Origin of the sequence: Caballeronia sordidicola (genome assembly GCF_001544455.2) — a bacterium.
Classification (GTDB): domain Bacteria; phylum Pseudomonadota; class Gammaproteobacteria; order Burkholderiales; family Burkholderiaceae; genus Caballeronia; species Caballeronia sordidicola.
The window spans coordinates 51,650-70,927 of the sequence record NZ_FCOC02000005.1; the positions used below are offsets into that span (position 1 = coordinate 51,650).

The window sequence follows — 19,278 nt, forward strand, 5'->3', positions numbered from 1 at the left end:
CGGCGTGTTCCGTGTCCTTGTATGCATCATTTAAGCTTCGCCAGTTCCACGCGCGCTTCTTCGGCGGTTAGCGGCATATACCCCTTTGTTTGCGATGCAATGATCTGCTGCCCATCGCGCGAAAGCACCATGCGCATGTATTCCACCGCAAGGGGATCGAGCGGCTGGCCCGGCGCGCGACGCAGATAAAAATAAAGGAAACGCCCATACGGGTAGACGTTGCCGACAATCTCCGCCGGCGTTCCCGTGGTAGCGGCTCCGTTCGCGCTGACAATCGGCACGGCCTTGATCTTGTCGGTAGCACGCCCGATCGCGGCGACGGCGATCCCCGCCGGGTCCGCTTCCAGCCGCTTCAGGATCGAGCCCGTGTCGCCGTATTGTTCCGACGAAGGCGCAAGCCGCCGGTGGTCGAGATGATTCGTCTGCAGGTAGTCGCCAAAGCCCGTGTGTTCCGGTGTGCCATACGGATGGATCGCGCGTTGTGCCCATACGCCGCCAAGGCCGACCTGGCCCCATCGTGAATAGTCGCCACCAGGGTTGCCCACGGAGAGCATCTTCGCGACCTGCTGCTCGCTTAGCCGCTCGACCGGATTGGCACGATTCACATAGACGGCGAGCGATGTCGCCAGATGCTGCGACGTATCGTTCGATGCGTGCGCCACGCGAAGTTCCAGTGGCTCGCCACCGTTGGCATCGTGATACGCCTTCTGTTCCACCGTGTTGATGCCGCGCCCAACCGGACCAAAAAGAATCACGTCATACGTCACGAGCGGCAGGGAACTGGTCGTGCCTTTTGCCTGGTTATCGAACGTGATGCCAGGATGTGTCTTTGCAAATAGCGCATCGAACCGTTCGACGATGTACTTCACATGTTCCGCACCGCCCACGCGGATCGCGCCGGCGCGCGTCACGTAGCGCGCGCCAGCGGGAACACTGACGGGCGCGGGTTGCCACGCGGGCAATGCGGCATCCACGTCCGGTAAAGACGACGGACGCGGCGTGGCGCAACCGGCGAGCATGACGGTCATGCATGTCACGACATGCCGCGCGCGAAAAGACCACGGATTCATTTCAGCTTCTCCAGTTCATCGAGACGTTCCTGTGCATTCAATGGGATATACCCGCGCGGCTGGGTTTCGATCAGCGCCTGACCTTCAGTCGACAACACCGTGCGCAGATAAGCCGCGGCAACCGGGTCGATCGGCTGGTTTCTTGTCCGGCGCACATACATGTAGACATAACGCCCGTATGGATAGCGCCCGGCGGCAACTTCGTCGCGCGTACCGATAAGCGCCGAAGCGCTACTCTCCGTCAGGATTCCTACCTGCTTGAGTTGCGCATTGCCGCGATTGATGGCCGCGAACGCGATGCCCGCGGGGTCATCGGCGAGACGCTTCAATATGTCGGGCGTGCTGCCGTGCGCCTCGTAATTAGCTGCAAAGGGGCGGCTGCCGAGGTGCGTCGACTGCATATACACGCCCATGCCGGTGTATTCCGGCGTGCCATACGGATGGATCGCGCGTGCTGCCCACTCGCCCGTAAGGCCGAGCTGGCCCCATCGCGAATAGTCGCCGCCTGGATTGCCCGCCGACAGCATCCTTGCGACTTGTCCTGGACTCAATGCATCAATCGGATTCGCGCGATTCACATAAATGCCGAGCGAATACGACAGGTCTTCGGTCGGATTATCCGACGTATGCGCGATGCGGATTTCAAGCGGCGGTACACCGTTCTCCGCTTCGAAGGCAGCAAGCTCCTGCGGCGTTGCCGTGCGGCCCATCAGCGCGAACAGGACCCGGCCATAAGTGAGCCATGGCATCGCGCTTGTCGTGCCGCTCACAGGCAGCCCGAAGCGTACGCCCGGATGTGCGGCGACATAGAGCCGGTTGAATCCATCGACCAGAATGTCGCCATGTTCCGCGCCCGCAGTCCGAATGGCGCCATCGACAAGATAGGCCGGCGGCGGCCCGGCCTGCGCCAGTGGCACGATCAACGCGCAACCCAGCGCAATCAGCACGCACTTCACGATCAGAAGTCCAGCTTGGCCGTCACGATCACTTGCCGGCTTTCGCCAATGTTGACGAACGGCGTGCCCGTGCAGCAACTGCCGGTGTAATACGTGGAGTTGAAGATATTGCGCGCGTTGAGCTGCCAGTCGATGTACTGGCCGAAGATATGCGAGTTCCACGATACGAACGCATCGGCGACATGACCCCACGGCAACTGATACACCTTGCCGGTGCCGTCGCCGACCGCCATGCTGCTGAAAACGCGCACGCCTGCGCCTGCTCGTACACGTCCGCTTGCCGGTCCTAATTCAACGTTGCCAAAATCGCGTGTGAGATAAAACGCGCCTTCATGCTTGGGCGTGTTGGGCAGCGGATTGCCGCCCACGAGCGGGTCGTCCTTGTAGCGCGCCTCGGTCGCCGCGTAGCTCGCGATCACGCTCCAGCGGTCAGTGAGCTGGCCGTTCACATCGACTTCGAGGCCGCGCGACCGCGCATGCCCTGCATTGCGCACGAAGTTGACGCCGTCGATGGTCTGTGTCGTCTGAATATTTTTCTTGCGGATGTCGAAGAGCGCAACGGTGCCGGTAACGCGGCTGGTCTCGAGCTTCGTGCCGATCTCGTACGCAAGCCCCTGCTCCGGCGGCAGCGTACCAATAGGCGCGGCAATTGAAGTATTCGGCCTGAAGGATTCGCTGTAACTCGCATACGTCGCCCACTCCGGCGTGATCTTGTAGACAAGGCCCGCGTGCGGCACGAACTTGCTGTTGCTTTGAGTGGATCCGACCACAAACGGCCTGCCCTTGCCTGTCAGTTCCTGGAAGTTGTCATATCGCACGCCACCCAGGAGAATCCAGCGGTCGCCAAGATGTATGGCATCCTGAATGAATGCGCCTCGCTCGATCAGCTTGTCGGTCTGATCACTGTCCGCCGGAGACAGCGTGTAAGTGGCGGGAAGCGTGCCGTAGACCGGCGAGTACATGTTGAACGTGGAGTTATTCTTGCCGCGATACAAATCCGCCAGTACCCGGTAATTCCGCATGTAGTCGAAGCCTGTCAGAATTTCGTTTCGCAATCCGAACCAGGTGACCTTGCCTTCCAGATTCAACGTGAAGTTGTGCGTGGACTGAACTCCGTTTTGCGTGGAGTCCACGCGGCGCGTCAGGATTCCCGTTGTAAAGTTCGGCGTCAGCACGCGGGCTTGCTGATCGTTGTAGTACGTGCGGTTCCAGCCATATCCGGCATGCACGGTCCAGTCCTGACTCAGCTTGTGGTCCACGCGTACGTTGAGCGCGTCGGAGCGGCCCGCGGAGATGTTGTAGTTCTCGTCGAACCGCTCTTTCGGCGATACCGACACCGGGTTGCCCGTGCGAGTATCGATAATCGTGCCGCGGTCAATCGGCACCGAATAGTTCATATGCTCGTATTGAACGAGCACACTGGTGTCGCGTCCATACCATGCAATCGAGGGCGCAATCGTATCCTGCCGGTTGTAGCCGAAGTTGCGCCAGTAATCCACGTTCTGGTGATCGGCAATGAACCGGTACGCCAACCCCGATGTACCAATAGGGCCCGTCAAGTCCGCTTGCGCGCCTCCGCCGCCGTAGCTGCTTGCAAAACCGGAAACCGAATTCGCCCGCTCCAGTTGCGGTTTCTTGGTGACGACGTTCACAACGCCGCCCGGGTCCTGAATGCCATAGAGCATCGACGCCGGGCCTTTCAATACCTCGATGCGCTCGGTCGTCGGCGTGAAGTTGCGCGGCTGTACGGACTGCAGACCATCGCGAAGAATGGAATTGTCGCGGTTGTCGCCGAAACCACGCTTGACCAGCGCGTCCAGCGTACCGCCAAGCGTGTTGCCCATGCGCACGCCCGGCACGGTTTCGAGCGCTTCAGCGAGACTGTCCGGCGCGCGATCCTGGATCGATTGCGACGTGACCACGTTGACTGCCTGCGGCACATCTACAAGAGGCGCGTCGGTACGCGTCGCCACCGATGCGCGGCGGCCCTGGTAGCCCCGCTCGGGCTCGCTTTCGCTGACACGCGCCGCGTTGATTTTGACTGCGGGAAGCGCGCCTTCAACGCCGGAAACCGGTGTAGAAGCGGAGGTTGATGCGGGCGTTGTAGCAGGCGCTTGCGCGCTAACGGCTTCGTCGGCGATCGCCTGTCCGCTCGATGCGAACGCGAGCGTCAGCGCGAGCGCCGCGGGTCGTTGACGTGCGCGCAGACGGTCGCGCTTGTTGGCCTTCATGGAATCCATTCCTCGTTAAACGATTGTTTACAATTCGCCGCATCTTATCGTTAACGATAATGATTCTCAATATTGATCGAAAGAAAATTGTCGGGATTTTTCCTTATGAAGCTTTGATGACCAAGCGACGATTGAAAGCTCCCAATAGCTACGGACCGTGATTCAGAACACAAACCTGCAAATCGCGACCGGAGGTGGGTCACGAAACGCGGTCATCATGAACGGGCGAAAGCCTGTCCAGTTGCGCGATCGCTCTTTTCACTTTTCAAGCCGCGCGTGGCGCAGCGGCGGCATCAGTCCGCACCGACTCCCGCCGGATTCGATACAGACGGTCTCGCCAGCGAGCGGTTCGAAAATGACACGGTGACCCGCAAGCCACTGTGATGATCGGGCCAGCGCGCGTCGCCTAGTTGCACGCGCGCGCCGATTCGCGTGGCGATGGTCTGCACGATTGCCAGACCGAGTCCCGAACCGGTCTGCCCGGTTCCCAACACGCGGTAGAAGCGGTCGAACACTCTTTCGCGCTCGTCAGGTGCAATCCCCGGGCCGGTGTCATCAATGTGGACATGCAGAAACTCCGCGTCCCGTGTCATGGAAATGTCGATCCGGCCGCCATGAGGCGTGTAGCGGATTGCGTTGTCGACCAGATTTTTCAGCAGGATGGTGAGGTCGGTCTCGCCCGCCGGCACTTGCGCGTCGAGTTCCTCGACCATGCCAATGTCGAGTTGCCGAGATTCTGCAAGCGGCATCAGCTCTTCCAGCACCAGCCGCAGCACGCGTCCAATCGATACGCTTTGTACCTGTGCAACGGTTTCGTCCTGCATGCGCGCAAGCGTCAGCAACTGTTCGATCAGCGCACGCGCACGCGCGAGACCGGCCCGCAGCGCGATGAAGCGCTCGCGTGCTTCGGCCGACATGTCGGAAAGCGACAGGCGCTCTGCCTGCAAGGTCAGCACGGTGAGAGGCGACCGGAGTTCGTGGGCGGCGTCGGCCACGAAACGGCGCTGCATGGCCATGGCATCGAGCACGCGGGAAAAGAGCCGGTTATTGGCGACCAGAAAAGGCATGATTTCGGCAGGCAATCGCATGTCGTCAGCGCCGGTGATCCTGGAAAGATCATGATCCGAACGGGCGTCGAGTTCCGCCGCCAGCTTCACCAGCGGCCGGAACATGCGGCGCACCAGAAGAAACACCACGCAGACCAGCAGCGGCGCCAGGACGGCGAAAGGCACGAGCGTGGCGATTGCACTGTTGATTGCGATCTCGTCGCGATCGGACGTCTGCTGCGCGATGGCGACGCGGGAATCCGCCGCTAGCGTGCGCACGACTATGCGCCACTCGCGCCCGTCCAGCACGCGTGTCTGGATACCGTCGGCGAGATGCGCGGGCAGATGCAGCAACGCGGCGCCACCTGCGTCACCGAGTCTTTGAACGACGACCTTGGCTTCGGGTTCGCGGGTCGGGACATAGCGGCGCGAGCCGGTCTCCATGACGTCGAGATTGTCGGCCGTGAGCAGCGAGGCGATCTCCTCGAGTTGACCGTCCTGGACGTCGTTCGCTTCATCGAAGGCCGCGCTGAACGAGAAAATGCCAGCGGCGACCGCGCTGAGCAGGACGGCGAGAGCGAGCCACATGGACAAACGCATCTGCAATGACCGCCGCGTGCGCTTCTTCACACCATCCATTCGATACCCCCGACATTGTTTGATCGCCCGGATTCCAGGTTGGCGTGGCACATCGAGCGCCATGTGGCGCAACGCAACGCAACGCATGCGGTTGGGCCGAACGTAATGATGCCATTGCATGTGTGTAAGCGAACGCTAATTCACCCGGATGAATCCGTCTCTATGATCGCCTGACGCAGTCCACGCGGCCTGCCGTGACGCTCGCGACGGCTGCGCGGCTTACGTTGATCCTTGCCATGGGGAGCCGGATGATTCTTGCATCGATATCGCCCGCGCAATGGGCGCTGGTTGTCCCGTGCTGCGCGGCGACGCTCTACATCATGTTCGCCGCGCTCGTGCGCTACGGTCACCCGGTCCGGCGCGTCAATACCGATGAAAAGCCGGTCTCGCTGCGCCCTGTCAGCGTGCTTAAACCGCTTTGCGGATTCGAGTCGCGCCTCCATGCGAACCTCGAAACCTTCTGCAAGCAAACGCATCCCTGCTTCGAGCTGTTATTCGGCGTGGCGTCGCTGGAAGATCCGGCGGTCGCTATTGTCGAGCGCTTGCGCGCAGCGCATCCGGACACGGACATCAAGCTCGTGGTCGATGCATCGCTTTACGGCAGCAATCGCAAGGTCAGCAATCTCAGCAATCTGGAAAATCGCGCGCGTCACGAATTGATCGTGATCGCCGACAGCGACATTTCCGTCCAGCCTGACTATCTCGTGAAGGTGACCGGGCCGCTGCTGACGGCGGGCGTGGGCGTGGTCACATGCCTTTATCGTGCACGCAGAATCGGCAATTTCTGGGCGCGGCTGGGGGCGCTGTTTATCGACGAATGGTTTTCACCGTCCGTGTATCTGGCGCATGCGGCAGGCTCGCAGCGCTTCGGTTTTGGTGCGACGCTTGCCATTCGCCGCGAGACGCTGGACGCGGTTGGCGGGCTGCGTGCGTTCCGGAACTGCGTCGCGGATGATTTTTCGATCGCGCAGGCTGTACGACGCATGGGCTTGCGGACCTATCTCTCGGGTATGCATGATGACGAGGTCGTATTGCGCGGCAATATACAGCGCGTCCGCAACCGGGAGCCCGTCCGCTGGCGCGTCGAGCAAGCGGCTGCCCGGGACGAGCGCGGCGGGTTGTGCAAGCCAGGTCGGATACCAGAACGAACGGACTTCGCGCTTCGCCTGATAGCGCGAGCCCGCGCCGCCGTCGAATCCGTCATATGACGGCGCCTGCAAAAACAGCGTCTTCATGACTGCTCCGAAAGATGATTATGTTTGACCGTGCTGGCGAGATCCAGGCGCACCAGCTCTTTCTGCAGAGCATCTGTATTCAGGGCACAGGCGTCGTAGGCAAGATGGAGCGTCCGCATTCCGCCGTCGGGAATGCAGCGAGAGTCGCAGAATTGATTCGATGCATGACGCAACGCGCCAAAGAAAAGATGCAGGCTCATGCGTGCACGGTCGAGTGCTGCGCGGCAGGCGGCATTGGGCATGGACCGGCGGTCGATCTGATCCAGGCGCCGGATCGAATGGTCGATTTGCGATTCGTTGTAGACGCCCAGGAAGTAACGTGATGGTTCCGTTCCCGCCAAGAGCCCGCTATCGGCCTGTTGGGCAAGAGAGCAACTTGCGATGACGGCGTCGACGGTCGCCTGAAAGCTTTGACGCGATATCTCCGCAGCCATGCGCCGGGTATGCCACGCGAGATGAGCAGGAATGGCCAGCGCGACCGCAACCGCGAACAGACCTGACAGCGCGTCTCGAAGCATCATCCAGCTTGTTATGGACATCGAGGCCATGTAGGGACTGGCGAGCGCGATCAACGTCGCCACCCCGCCAACGGCCACGTCCTTGACGTTCGACACGCTCAATGACATGCAGGCTACCTTGCAAAAATTCTTATCGGCTGAATATTAAATTCGGATTACTAATAGCTTGATGAAAAGCGTCGATTGCTCAGACCATGGACCCACGATACTCGATTCCCAACCGCCGAGAATTAGCGCGGCCTTACGTGGGAAAAAGGACTGAAAGACACATGGACGATAGCCGGTGCTCTCGCTGGCAGAAAAGGAGGCGTCGGCGGATTTGCAGGCGCTATCGCCGCCAGCCGAACGCCGTGATTGCTGTGATGGCGGGATCGCACGTGACGGCTCCGCGCAAGTTTCCCGGCAATGGAATGTCGAGGGTACGCTGGCCGGAATTTGCGCCGGATGCGCGCGCAAGACTGATTTCGCGGGCATGCTGCTGTGCGTGTTGCAGCGAAAAAGGCGTGCGCGCCGCGCCGCGCTCGCCCCTGTTGTCGATAAGCGGCCCCGTAACCCCCACGGCCAGTTCGCTAATGCCCGCCGCAATCACGAGCCAGACGCCGGCAGAAACAAGATCGACAGTGATCGTGCGCTTTTCCATGCCGTCAGGCGTACTCGCAAAACACACGCCACGCGGGGTTTCTACAAGTTCGACTTCGCCGGGCTCGCAGCACAGCACGCGCGACGTCACCATGCGCAATGCCGCGCGCCGGACGCCGAATTGCCGCCCGGCGGCGGTGTTGCGGCTATTTTTCACACGTTTGCGCTCGGAAAGACTGAGCCCGTCGCGGCCGCTCATTGCGGAAACGAGTTGCCAGTCGTTGCGCAACAGCCAGAAGAAAAGTTCTTCGCGCGCGGGTATTCGGCGCGCATGCGCCGAAAGGCCGGCAAACGCGTGGAACGTGTGGTCGATGCCTTCGGCAAAAAAACGCGCAGGCCAAAGCGCGCCACGGGCATCGACCTCTCGGGTTGCCGGTGCCTCGGCCTTGTTCGCCGTGTTATCCAATCGAAGCCCAAAAAAGAATGCAGGACGCGGGCTACCAAGATTATTTGACAAAGCTTAGGCCAGACACAGCGCTCGCAATTACCTTCACGCCGCGTTGGTTCGCGCTTGTTTGCGCTTGTTGCGGGGTATGATCGGCGACAAAATCCTTACTGCGCCCGGCCGGACCCGTGGCTGCAAACAGACGGGCAAAACAGGCGGAGTGCGACATGAGGGTATTGGTGGTCGAGGACGACGTGATGATCGGCGACGCCATTGAAGGCGCGCTCCGCGACGCCAACTATGGCGTGGACTGGGTTCGTGACGGAAAGATGGCGCTCGCGAGCATCGAGACGCAGGTGTACGACGTCGTGTTGCTCGATCTCGGATTGCCAAGGAAGGATGGGCTCGAGGTCCTGCGCGTGGTTCGTGAAAGCGGAAATCTGGTGCCGCTGGTCGTGATCACCGCGCGTGACTCCGTGGAAGACCGCATTCGCGGTCTCGACAGCGGCGCGGACGACTACGTGCTGAAGCCCTTCGAGATGTCCGAGGTCCTCGCGCGCATGCGTGCGGTCGTGCGCCGGCGTGGAGGTCAGGCAGCGCCCCTCATGAGCAACGGCATGTTATCGCTCGATCCCGCCACTCACGAAGTCACGGCAAACGGCCAGACCACGCGCCTGTCGGGACGCGAATTTTCGCTGCTGCAAGCGCTCATGATTCGCCCCGGCGCCATTCTCGCGCGCGCTGAACTGGAAGACCGCATCTACGGCTGGAACGAAGAAGTCGAAAGCAATGCGGTGGAATTTCTGATTTATTCGCTGCGCAAGAAGCTTGGCAGCGACGCCATCAAAAACGTGCGCGGCGTTGGCTGGATGGTGCAAAAAGAGTCGTGACCGATGCCTCACGTGCGTCGCCGTCACACGGCACGAAGCGACGCCCTCCCCGTATGGCAAGTCCCGCTGAAACGTTACTGATGGTTCACGCGCATTCCAGGCATTGTTGCACGGTGAATCGTTGAAGCGGATCAACCGCGAATCCAGTCGATACCCCTACGCAAGCCTGTTAATAAAAAAACAAAAACTACTGATAGCGCTTTAGCATAGTGACAACTTTGGCTGTGCCGCACCCGGCTGTGCAATCCAGTTCGACGCGAATCCGCGCTGACAGCTTTCCTTATTTGCCGGAGTGGGAGCGCACTGCCGTTATTCGTTTCTTCCATCATCCACCGCCATGCCACGCCCGATCTTCGCCGAAATTCATCCGAACGCCGTCAGGCACAATCTCGAACTCGTCAAGCAAAAAGCCATCGGTGCGCGCGTCTGGGGCGTCGTGAAAGCGGACGCGTATGGACATGGAATCGAACGGGTTTATGCGGCGTTGAAAGCGGCGGACGGCATCGCGCTGCTTGATCTGAATGAAGCCGTCCGCGTGCGTGAACTCGGCTGGACCAAGCCGATTCTGCTGCTCGAAGGCATCTTCACCGCGCAAGACGTGCAGGTTGCAGACCAATACCGACTGACCACGGCGGTCCATTGCGACGAACAACTCGCGCTGCTTTCGAACTCCAGGCTTGCGCGTCCCATCGATATCTACTTGAAGATGAACACGGGCATGAACCGGCTGGGGTTCCCGCCGGAAGCCTTCCGCGCGGCCTGGGAACAGGCACGCGCGTGCGCGAATATCGGCGAGATCACGCTGATGAACCATTTTGCCAACGCCGACGAAGGCGAAGTCGACTGGCAGATGGATCGCTTCGACGCCGTCACCGCCGGCATGCCGGGACAACGCAGCCTGGCGAACTCGGCGTCGGTGCTTTGGCATCCGCGCACGCATCGCGACTGGGTGCGTCCCGGGATCGTTTTGTATGGCGCGTCACCCACGGGCTTGATGAAACATATCGCCGACGAGCCGCTCGAGGCTTCCATGACATTGCGCAGCGAGGTAATCGGCATCCAGACGCTGCAGGAAGGCGACACCGTTGGTTATGGCCGCACGTTCACGGCGTCGCATGCCATGCGCATAGGCGTGGTCGCGTGCGGTTATGCCGACGGATATCCGAGGCACGCGCAAACAGGCACGCCGATCGCCGTGGACGGCGTGAGGACACGCGTGGTCGGACGGATATCGATGGATATGCTTACAGTGGACCTTTCCCCTGTTCCCGGCGCACACGTGGGTTCGCAGGTGGAGTTATGGGGCAGGCAGATCCGCATAGACGATGTGGCGAGCAGCGCGGGAACCATTGGATATGAGCTGATGTGCGCGTTGGCGCGGCGCGTGCCGGTTGGCGTCGCTTGAGCTTTCGACTGCGCAGGAGCCGTTATTTCTCACGCGCCCATTGACAGCGCGGGATGGTTCGCTAAAATACCTGTCTTCGCTGTACCGCTTGGCCCAGGTGGCGGAATTGGTAGACGCACATGGTTCAGGTCCATGCGCCGCAAGGTGTGGAGGTTCGAGTCCTCTCTTGGGCACCAAAGATTCAGGCAGTCAGGAAATATCGAAGAACCCCGTGAAGCTTCTGGCTCTCGGGGTTTTTTGTTTTTCGCGCTTCAAGCGGTCCGGGGATATCAAGCGCTCTTCTACGACTACCGGTGCGCATGCCGAGCGACGCTGCGCGCGGATAAAGTCACCGCTAGTGCACCCTATTGCTCTTCCGCGTCAAAACAACATTGCCTTCTTGGTGCTCACGGCGAGCATCCACCCACTTGCGAAACGCGCCAATGCTTGCCGCTATCCATCTGATCAAAGTTCCTATGACACGTAGGTATTATCCATCACCTGTTAAATGTTGACATTATTTCGATGCGGACCTATAAATTCAACTATTGGGAAATTTGCACCGGTTGTATCAATGGCGAGTTCAAGTGTCGATAGCCGGACAACTACGACTGTTTGCTCAGCGCGCGACGGTCTAACGACCTCCCGACTGTTAGACGATCCACTGGCGAGCCCATCGTAGCGCCAGGCAACGGAAGCGCTCGCAGAACTTGGAGGCTGCGAGATTTCAGGTCCGTAATCAATCCAATACACAAAAAATAATGTCGTTGTATAGGAGACCTAAATTGAAAAAGTCGCAGGCTGGATGTCTTTTGCTCCTCTGCCTGTCAGGAGCCGCACATTCCCAAAGCAGCATGACGATCTATGGAATCGTTGATGAAGGCTTCACCTATGTCAATAACTCGGCGACCTCAACGGGGCACAGCGCTACGTTCAAACTTGCCGACAGCGTAGCCTCGGCATCCCGCTTTGGGTTTCGTGGCGTTGAAGATCTCGGTGGAGGCCTGAAGGCGATCTTCACGCTTGAAAATGGCTTCAGCGTTGGCACCGGCATAGCAGCACAAGGCGGTGCGCTTTTCGGCAGACAGGCTTTTGTCGGGCTGTCCAAGGAAGATGTCGGGCAGCTGACGTTCGGCCGGCAATACGCGTTCGCTTACGACTACCTCGGTCATCACTATGCAACGGGCGGCCAAACTGCGGCGGCTGGCTTTGCATGGCACATCAACACGCTCGATCAATTGAACGGCGGTGAACTGAACAACTCGATCAAGTTTAGCAGTGCGGATTTTCGGGGCTTCACGTTCGGGGCCATGTATGGATTCTCCAACCAAGCCGGCGCGTTCGCCGGCTCGCCAGCCACGGCCTCAGTCGGAGGATCGCAACGGGCGTACAGCTTTGGCGCAAACTATGAGAGCGGGCCATTCAGTGCGGGCTTTGCGTATTCCGACTATACGTATCCGACCGCGGCAACGCCCGCGATGGCCGTCAGCATGGCCAACGTCACGTTGAATCCGAAAGGAACACGGGATCTGCGCACACTGGGTGTCGGGTCCAAATACAGGTTTGTCAAAACCGCGGTCTATGCGCTGTGGACCAATACCGCCCTTCAGGCCATCACCGGCCCCACGTCGACGGTCAACATCTACGAAGGCGGCTTCATACAGACGTTCAGGCCTGATCTTTTTGGCGCGATTGGATTTACGCATACCAAGCTTGACGGTGGCGCACAGGGAAAGTGGAATCAGGTCAATAGTAGTTTGGATTACTATCTAAGTAAAAGTACCGATGTTTATATCCTGGCGGTTTATCAGAAAGCGTCAGGAGCAAATAATGGCGTTCCCGTCCAGGCCCAGCTTGGAAACAATACGTCGTATGTTGGTATTTCAGGGAAAGGCGCCGCGGATCAACTGGCGTTCCGTGTTGGGCTACGCCACTTCTTCTAGACAAGATGGATCTTCGGGTATTCGAATGCGCGGGCTGAGCGCCCCACAAAACCAAAATTTATTTTGAGGAAATCCAAGTGCGATTCATCAGCAAATCCGTCGCGATCACTATTTTTGCCGCCAGTCTTACTGTTTTATCAGTTGGCAAAAATGCACTGGGCGCGCCTTACACACCGGTGAAAATCTCGGGCGGCCCCATTTCGATAGCGAGCGAAGGAAACTTCTTTGTGCCCGGCACCTATACCCAGTCCGATCAGGGAGAGCGGATGCACGGCCAGATGTACGTGCAGTATCAGATTCCGGCACATCAAACCCATAAATATCCTCTCCTTATGATTCATGGCGGAGGTCAAACGGGAGCAGGGTTCTATGAGACGCCCGATGGCAGGGAGGGTTGGGCCACTTATTTTCTGAGCAAGGGTTACGCGGTGTATGTGGTCGATCAGGTGGGACGTGGACGCTCAGGGTATTTTGCCGATTCATACGGTCCCACACGAAAACCCGATACCGCCTATTCTATGAAGTGGTTTTCAAGGCCTCAAGATGCGCCGCTCTATCCACAGGCATCCCGGCATGATCAATGGCCAGGCTCGGGACATCCGGGCGATGAAGCCTTTGATCAATTCTTTTCATCTCAGGTCGAGGATATGGTCGATCTGGCCAAAAACGAACAACTCAACCGATCTGCAATCGACGCGCTTGTCGATGAGATCGGACCAGTCGTTCTTGTTACCCATTCACAGTCGGGACCCATCGGCTGGGGCGCAGCGAATGATCGACCCGAAAAGATAAAGGCTGTCATTGCTGTGGAAAGCAGTGGACCACCGTTTTACAACGTTGTCGATACCGGAAAACAGGATCCCTTTGTTTACGAGTCGAAGGTTGCGCGCCCGTTCGGCGTGACCGTAACGCCACTGAATTATGATCCGCCCGTCAGCAACGTGGATGACCTGCACCCCGTGCTTCAGAAAGATGCGGATAGTCCGGACACCGTAAGATGCTGGCTGCAGAACTTGCCGGTACACCAGTTGCGAAACCTGTCACGCGTTCCAGTTCTCATGCTTGGCAGCGCTGCGTCCTATCACGTGCCGTTCGACGCGTGCACCACCGCGTTTTTGCGTCAGGCAGGTGTCACGGTTGATTTCATCCGCCTACCCGATGTGGGACAGCACGGAAACGGGCATTTCGTGATGCTGGAAAAGAACAGCCTCGAATCGGCGAAGTTTCTGGACGGCTGGATCAGAAAGCATGCGAATTAGCCGCGGCGGCTGATACGCGTCGTATCAAGCCACGACGATCCGATATCCGAATCGGTCGACAGTCTCGATCTGCGCGGTGATCGCATGCCTCGCAAACTTGCGACGCAAACGCGACACCACGAGGTTGACGTTCGACGGATCGACCGTTTCGGTATCCGGCCATGCGTAGCGGATCACCCGATCCCGCGCGACCGGTAGGTTGGGTTCGCGCATCAGGCATTCAAGCAGCAGAAACTCGCGCCGCGTCAACGGTACGCGCCGGCCGCCCTCCACGCCTTCGTGCGTTGACGCATCGAGCCAAAAAAGAAGCGGCATGTTGCCGCCGTTACCTGCACTTGCCTGCGGCGTCACACGCCGCAGCCCTTTTATTCGCTCCTGAATTTCGACGAACGAGTATGGCTGCACGAAACACGCGTCGGCACCGCCACGCAACATGCGCGCGCGCTCGGCCGCATTCGCCGCCGCGAGCAACACGACGATCACTGGTGCGCCCGGCAGCTGCGCGTAAGCCGGCAGCAGCCGTTCTAGTCGCGCGATCCATGCAGCGTCCGGAACGACGGCATATATTGCGTCGAAGCGATCGCGCGAAGCCATATGAAAGCCATCGCGGAAATCACGCGCGGTTTCAATGCTGTGCGCGTGTTCGCGCAGCGCCTTCAAAAGATACGCGGCGTCCGAAGCCAAAGGGCTGACAATCAGCATGCGCATGTTCAGTCGAGCGCATGCGGCCAGCACTCGACGCTCATCACCGTGCCGCCCGGTTCTTCGTTCGCGCCCACGTGGAGCGTGAAGTCGTGCAACCGCATAACGGCCGACACAATGCTCAAGCCAAGTCCTGACCCCAGAACGCGGCGCGCATCGGCGCCGCGATAAAACCGCTGCAAAACAGCCTCGCGCTCGTGTTCGGGGATACCGGGTCCGTTGTCCGTGACGGTCAAACGCGGACCATGATGGTGGACTGTCAGCGTAACGCGTACCATGCCGCCCTCCGGCGAAAACTTGATGGCGTTGTCGAGCAGGTTGCTGAACGCTTCGAACAGCAGCGACCGATCGCCATGAATGGCCGGCATAGCGTCGAGATGCGTCACGAGATTCACCCCACCATCTTCAGCAAGCGGTTCGTACAGTTCGCACATTTCTCTCACGAGCGCAGTCAGATCCACCTGCGCAAACCCGCTGCGACGCTTGAGCCCGCTGATCTCGGAGATGCGCAGCATCGCACGGAAACGTTCAAGCAGCATGTCGGTCTCGCGACGCGCTTGTTCGATCAACTGCGCGCTGGCTTCGTCGGCCATCGTGTGACTGCGTTGCGCAGCGTTGCCAAGCAGCGTGCGGATATGTGCGAGCGGCGTGCGAAGGTCGTGCGCAATGCCATCGCACGCCCCTTTTACTTCGTCCATCAGCCGCTCGATTTCATCGAGCATGTGATTGACGAGATGCGCGAGCATGTCGAGTTCGTCGCGCCCGCCTATTGGCAGGCGCTGGTTCAGGTCGCCCTGCGCAATACGCACCGTCACGCGATGAATGTCGCGCACGCGCCGCATCTGCCGCACACTCAGCAACAACCCGGCGCCGATGCTCACGAAGAGGAGGATCACTCCGCCGCCAACCAGCGCATTCAGCGTGGCGTCACGGAGCGACAGCACGCCGCGCAAGTCGCGCGCGATAACAATACGCGAGCCGTCCGGACGCGCCTGGGCAATTGCCCGGATGACCGGCAGGTGTGTTCTGCCCATGACCGCGACGCTGCGCACGAGGGTTGTGCCGGTCGCCTTGCCGCCCATGCCGCTTTGCACCACCGCGAGGCCGTCCGGCATTGTCAGGATGTCGCCGGCCAGATGCGCGCCGTTGGCGGCGAAGAGGCCGAAGTAACTGTTATGCAGGCGCTCCTGCTCCACCCGGCGCTGGATTGCACCCGGCAATTCGCGGTCGGGGATGGATTCGAAGGAGACCATCTGCCAGTGCAACAAGGAGTCGGTGTCGATCTCCATGCGCGTTGTCACCGACCAGCCGATAAAACCAATCAGCACCAGCACCGCCAGCGCGAAGATCACCGCGTAGACCGCGAGCCAGCGGAAGGTCGTGGTGTGCCAGCCGCGCCCGAGGTTGGCGGGCAGCGTCCGGTGCAATGAGTTGATCACGATACTTCCATGTAGCGTTTCCTAGCGGAGGATGTAACCCGAACCTCGCACCGTCTGGATGATCGCCTCGACGCCGGGAGGATCGATTTTTTTGCGCAACCGGCCCATGTGAACGTCGATCAAGTTGGTGCCGGGATCGAAGTGATAACCCCAGACCTCCTCGAAGAGCATGGTTCGCGTGATGGTTTGCCCGCTGTGGCGCACCATGAATTCGAGGATCTTGTATTCGGTCGGCAGCAGCGCGACTTCCACGCCGTCGCGCGTCACCTTGCGCGCGATCAGATCCACCGCCAGTGGTCCGCTGCGCAGCGTGGTGACATCGGGCGCCGCCGTTCCACGGCCGCGGCGCAGCAGCACTTCGAGCCGCGCAACCAGTTCATTGGGATCGAACGGCTTGGTCAGGTAGTCGTCGCCGCCCGCGCGCAGACCGCGAATGCGCTCATCCACGTCTCCGAGGGCGCTCAGCATCAGCACGGGCGTCTCGACGCCAACCGTGCGCAACGTGGTGAGGATAGTCAGGCCGTCGAGCCCAGGCAGCATCCTGTCCAGCATGATCAGATTGAAGTCGCCACCGAGCGCGCGCGCGAGCCCGTCCGTGCCGTTATCGATCCAATCGACTTCGAAGCCACTCGCGGTCAGCTCGCCCGTGATCTGCTGCGCGGTGAGCGGGTCGTCCTCGATAGTGAGTATGCGTGTGGCCATTGTGGTTCAAAGGCATACGAAGCCGGCAGATAGCCAGCCGCACGCGTCGGGATCGGCGACAGACATCGCCGGATCACGGCGTTCAGTGCGCATTCGATGCGACCGTCGGCGCGGCGCAATCGTTCTGATACTCGCTCTGCAATGCAGCCTTGGCCTTTTCGAGGTGATGCGGGTAACTGCCATCGTCACCGCCCGGATGGTAACCAGCCGCTTCAAGTTCTCCGAGTTCGCGTTGCAGCTTCTTGTGCGTCACCGGCTGCGTAAGCGGCGCGAAGGGATATTTTTGGCACTCGGCCTGCGTGAGATGCGGCTCGGCGGCAAAAGCGAAGTTGCTTGCTGAGGCCAAAATCGAGACTGTTAGCATGGTGTAAAAGTGTTTCACGATGAGGCTCCACAACAGATTGGTCGAGATCGAGCGCCCTGTCGCCGGCTACGAAACCCGGCTCAAGACGATGAAATCAGCATACCGGTTCGGTTGCGATTCAATGCCCTCATAAACATGAAAAGAAATTTAGGTTCGGCGTTCGCGGGAACGACGGCTTCCACTGCGCACGGCAGCCTGCTCTACTCGATAACGGCTCCGAGGCTTCGGTTCCCCGAAGCCTCGGAGTTCAACTTGCGCCGCCTTAGGTAAAGCACGCCGGTATATCGTGTCCGGCGTCGCGTTCGGACATGGCTCCCAGGTTCAGCGTCGCTCTTCGGCGAGCCTTTGCTCAGCAATGCGTTCCTCGGCCTGCTGCAGTTCCTGCACCGGGCGGCGCTTTCTCCAGACCGACGCACCCACCATGATCGCCGCGCAGCACAGCAATCCGGCGGCAATCGGGCTGCGGAAGAAGACCGTTGGATCGCCGTTCGAGATGGTCAGCGCCTGGCGAAACGATTGCTCGAGCGTGTGACCGAGGATCAGGCCGAACAGCAACGGCGCCTTGGGTATGTCGAGCTTGCGGAAGATATAGCCGACCACGCCGAAGCCGAGCGCGAGGTACAGGTCGAAAGCGTCGTTGTTGAACGAGTACACGCCAGCGGAGGCAATCCCGAGAATCAGGCACAGCAGAACGCCAGGCGGCACATACAGGATTTTCGACAAAATCCCCACGAGTGGCAGGTTCAGCACCAGCAGCATGATGTTGCCCATGTACATGCTGGCGATCAGGCCCCACACCAGGTCAGGTTGCGTGTGGAACAGCATCGGGCCGGGCTGGATACCATACATGATGAACGCGCCCATGATGACCGCCGTGGCCCCGGATCCCGGCACGCCGAGCGCCAGCAGGTGAACGAAGGCGCCGCAGGTGTCGGCGTTGGTGGCCGCCTCCGGCGCGGCAATGCCTTCCACCGCGCCCTTCCCGAATTCCTCGGGATGTTTGGAGACTTTCTTCTCCAGGACATAGGCCAGCATGGCTGCGATCGTCCCGCCCAATCCAGGCGCGGCACCGCACAGGAATCCGACCACCGTGCCCCGAAGCGCCGCCGGACGCGCGCGCCGCCATTCCTGTTTGGTGAACCAGAGCTTGCCTTCCACTTTGACTGAATGCAGCGTACCGCCAAGGGTGCCTTCCACCATCCGGCTCACTTCGGCGATGGCGAAGAGCCCCACCACCACCACGAGGAAACTGACGCGATCCTGCAATTGCGTGAGGCCCATGGTGAAGCGTGGCACGCCGCTTTGCAGGTCGATACCGACCGTGGCAAGCCCGAGACCCAGGAAAACGGCGATCATCCCTTTTGCCAGCGAATTACCGTTGAGCGCGCTGACAGTCGAGAGCGCAAAGAAGATCAACGCAAAGTACTCGGTCGGACCAAAGTGCAGCGCAACCGCCGCGAGCGGCACGGCGACGAAGGACAAGCAGGTGACACCAATCATGCCGGCCATGAACGAACTCACGCCGGCAATCGCGAGCGCGGCGGCGGCCCGCCCTTTTCGCGCCATGGGGTAGCCGTCCAGGACGGTCATCACGGCAGCGGCGTCGCCCGGAGTATTCAGCAAAATGGCCGTGACCGCGCCGCCGTACATACAGCCGTAATAGATGCCGGTGAGCATCATCAAGGCGGTGATCGGGTCCATTCCGAAGGTAACCGGAATCAGCAGCGCAATGCCTGCTGACGGGCCAATGCCCGGCAGGTGGCTGATCATCGTGCCGATGAACACGCCGATCAACGTATAGAGAAGGTGGGTCGGCTGAACGGCGACGGCCAGTCCATGCAAGATCCCGTGCAAACTTTCGATCATGGTGGGCGCT

General features: G+C 60.1%; 15 protein-coding genes, 1 tRNA gene and 2 pseudogenes. 6 read left to right on the top strand and 12 right to left on the bottom strand.

Going from position 1 to position 19,278, the window contains the following annotated elements; genetic code table 11:
• Window positions 1-26: 26 nt before the first annotated feature.
• The 4 genes from AWB64_RS11155 to AWB64_RS11170 form a co-directional block, all read right to left on the bottom strand.
• Window positions 27-1,070 (bottom strand): PstS family phosphate ABC transporter substrate-binding protein, encoded by a 1,044-nt coding sequence (locus tag AWB64_RS11155; RefSeq protein ID WP_060818870.1) that lies wholly within the window; start codon window positions 1,068-1,070, stop codon window positions 27-29.
• Window positions 1,067-2,026: a PstS family phosphate ABC transporter substrate-binding protein gene (locus tag AWB64_RS11160; protein ID WP_060818872.1), complete on the bottom strand. Its 960-nt coding sequence runs from the start codon at window positions 2,024-2,026 to the stop codon at window positions 1,067-1,069. The genes AWB64_RS11155 and AWB64_RS11160 overlap by 4 nt, the downstream gene beginning before the upstream one ends.
• A gap of 2 nt (window positions 2,027-2,028) precedes the next feature.
• On the bottom strand, window positions 2,029-4,257 hold the full coding sequence (locus AWB64_RS11165; protein WP_060819218.1) for a TonB-dependent siderophore receptor: 2,229 nt from the start codon (window positions 4,255-4,257) through the stop codon (window positions 2,029-2,031).
• A 293-nt stretch (window positions 4,258-4,550) separates the two neighbouring features.
• Window positions 4,551-5,942: an ATP-binding protein gene (locus tag AWB64_RS11170; protein WP_063493193.1), complete on the bottom strand. Its 1,392-nt coding sequence runs from the start codon at window positions 5,940-5,942 to the stop codon at window positions 4,551-4,553.
• A 320-nt stretch (window positions 5,943-6,262) separates the two neighbouring features.
• Here AWB64_RS11170 and AWB64_RS11175 point away from each other — a divergent pair.
• A pseudogene (locus AWB64_RS11175) lies at window positions 6,263-6,979 on the top strand (glycosyltransferase); the annotation flags it as partial.
• Here AWB64_RS11175 and AWB64_RS32710 read toward each other — a convergent pair.
• The 3 genes and pseudogenes from AWB64_RS32710 to AWB64_RS11185 form a co-directional block, all read right to left on the bottom strand.
• A pseudogene (locus AWB64_RS32710) lies at window positions 6,950-7,177 on the bottom strand (hopanoid biosynthesis associated radical SAM protein HpnJ); the annotation flags it as partial. The pseudogenes AWB64_RS11175 and AWB64_RS32710 overlap by 30 nt on opposite strands.
• The gene (locus tag AWB64_RS11180; RefSeq protein ID WP_157766615.1) at window positions 7,174-7,749 is read right to left on the bottom strand and encodes a hypothetical protein; all 576 of its coding nucleotides are present in this window, start codon (window positions 7,747-7,749) and stop codon (window positions 7,174-7,176) included. The pseudogene AWB64_RS32710 and the gene AWB64_RS11180, both read right to left, overlap by 4 nt.
• Before the next feature lie 274 nt (window positions 7,750-8,023).
• Entirely contained in the window at window positions 8,024-8,740 is a 717-nt protein-coding gene (locus AWB64_RS11185) for a hypothetical protein (protein ID WP_060818878.1), read from the bottom strand.
• A gap of 206 nt (window positions 8,741-8,946) precedes the next feature.
• Between AWB64_RS11185 and AWB64_RS11190 the strand changes: the two genes are divergently transcribed.
• The 5 genes from AWB64_RS11190 (at window position 8,947) to AWB64_RS11210 (ending at window position 14,195) form a co-directional block, all read left to right on the top strand.
• Window positions 8,947-9,609, top strand: coding sequence for a response regulator transcription factor (locus AWB64_RS11190; RefSeq protein ID WP_060818880.1), 663 nt, complete (start codon window positions 8,947-8,949; stop codon window positions 9,607-9,609).
• A 337-nt stretch (window positions 9,610-9,946) separates the two neighbouring features.
• The gene (gene alr / locus AWB64_RS11195; protein WP_060818882.1) at window positions 9,947-11,014 is read left to right on the top strand and encodes an alanine racemase; all 1,068 of its coding nucleotides are present in this window, start codon (window positions 9,947-9,949) and stop codon (window positions 11,012-11,014) included.
• 91 nt (window positions 11,015-11,105) lie between these two features.
• Window positions 11,106-11,190 (top strand) — tRNA-Leu (locus AWB64_RS11200).
• A gap of 588 nt (window positions 11,191-11,778) precedes the next feature.
• Window positions 11,779-12,936, top strand: a complete 1,158-nt coding sequence (locus AWB64_RS11205) for a porin (RefSeq protein ID WP_060818883.1) — start codon at window positions 11,779-11,781, stop codon at window positions 12,934-12,936.
• 77 nt (window positions 12,937-13,013) lie between these two features.
• Window positions 13,014-14,195: an alpha/beta hydrolase gene (locus AWB64_RS11210; RefSeq protein WP_060818885.1), complete on the top strand. Its 1,182-nt coding sequence runs from the start codon at window positions 13,014-13,016 to the stop codon at window positions 14,193-14,195.
• Between the two features lie 24 nt (window positions 14,196-14,219).
• On the opposite strand, the gene AWB64_RS11215 is transcribed toward AWB64_RS11210, so the two are convergent.
• The 5 genes from AWB64_RS11215 to AWB64_RS11235 all read right to left on the bottom strand — a co-directional run bounded on the left by AWB64_RS11215 (window position 14,220) and on the right by AWB64_RS11235 (window position 19,268).
• Window positions 14,220-14,897 (bottom strand): winged helix-turn-helix transcriptional regulator, encoded by a 678-nt coding sequence (locus tag AWB64_RS11215; protein ID WP_244164030.1) that lies wholly within the window; start codon window positions 14,895-14,897, stop codon window positions 14,220-14,222.
• Window positions 14,898-14,905: 8 nt separating this feature from the next.
• On the bottom strand, window positions 14,906-16,336 hold the full coding sequence (locus AWB64_RS11220; RefSeq protein ID WP_244164031.1) for a sensor histidine kinase: 1,431 nt from the start codon (window positions 16,334-16,336) through the stop codon (window positions 14,906-14,908).
• Window positions 16,337-16,357: 21 nt separating this feature from the next.
• Window positions 16,358-17,038 (bottom strand): response regulator transcription factor, encoded by a 681-nt coding sequence (locus AWB64_RS11225; RefSeq protein WP_060818889.1) that lies wholly within the window; start codon window positions 17,036-17,038, stop codon window positions 16,358-16,360.
• A gap of 82 nt (window positions 17,039-17,120) precedes the next feature.
• Window positions 17,121-17,420, bottom strand: coding sequence for a DUF4148 domain-containing protein (locus AWB64_RS11230; protein WP_244164032.1), 300 nt, complete (start codon window positions 17,418-17,420; stop codon window positions 17,121-17,123).
• 303 nt (window positions 17,421-17,723) lie between these two features.
• The gene (locus AWB64_RS11235) at window positions 17,724-19,268 is read right to left on the bottom strand and encodes a tripartite tricarboxylate transporter permease (RefSeq protein WP_244164033.1); all 1,545 of its coding nucleotides are present in this window, start codon (window positions 19,266-19,268) and stop codon (window positions 17,724-17,726) included.
• Between the last annotated feature and the right edge of the window lie 10 nt (window positions 19,269-19,278).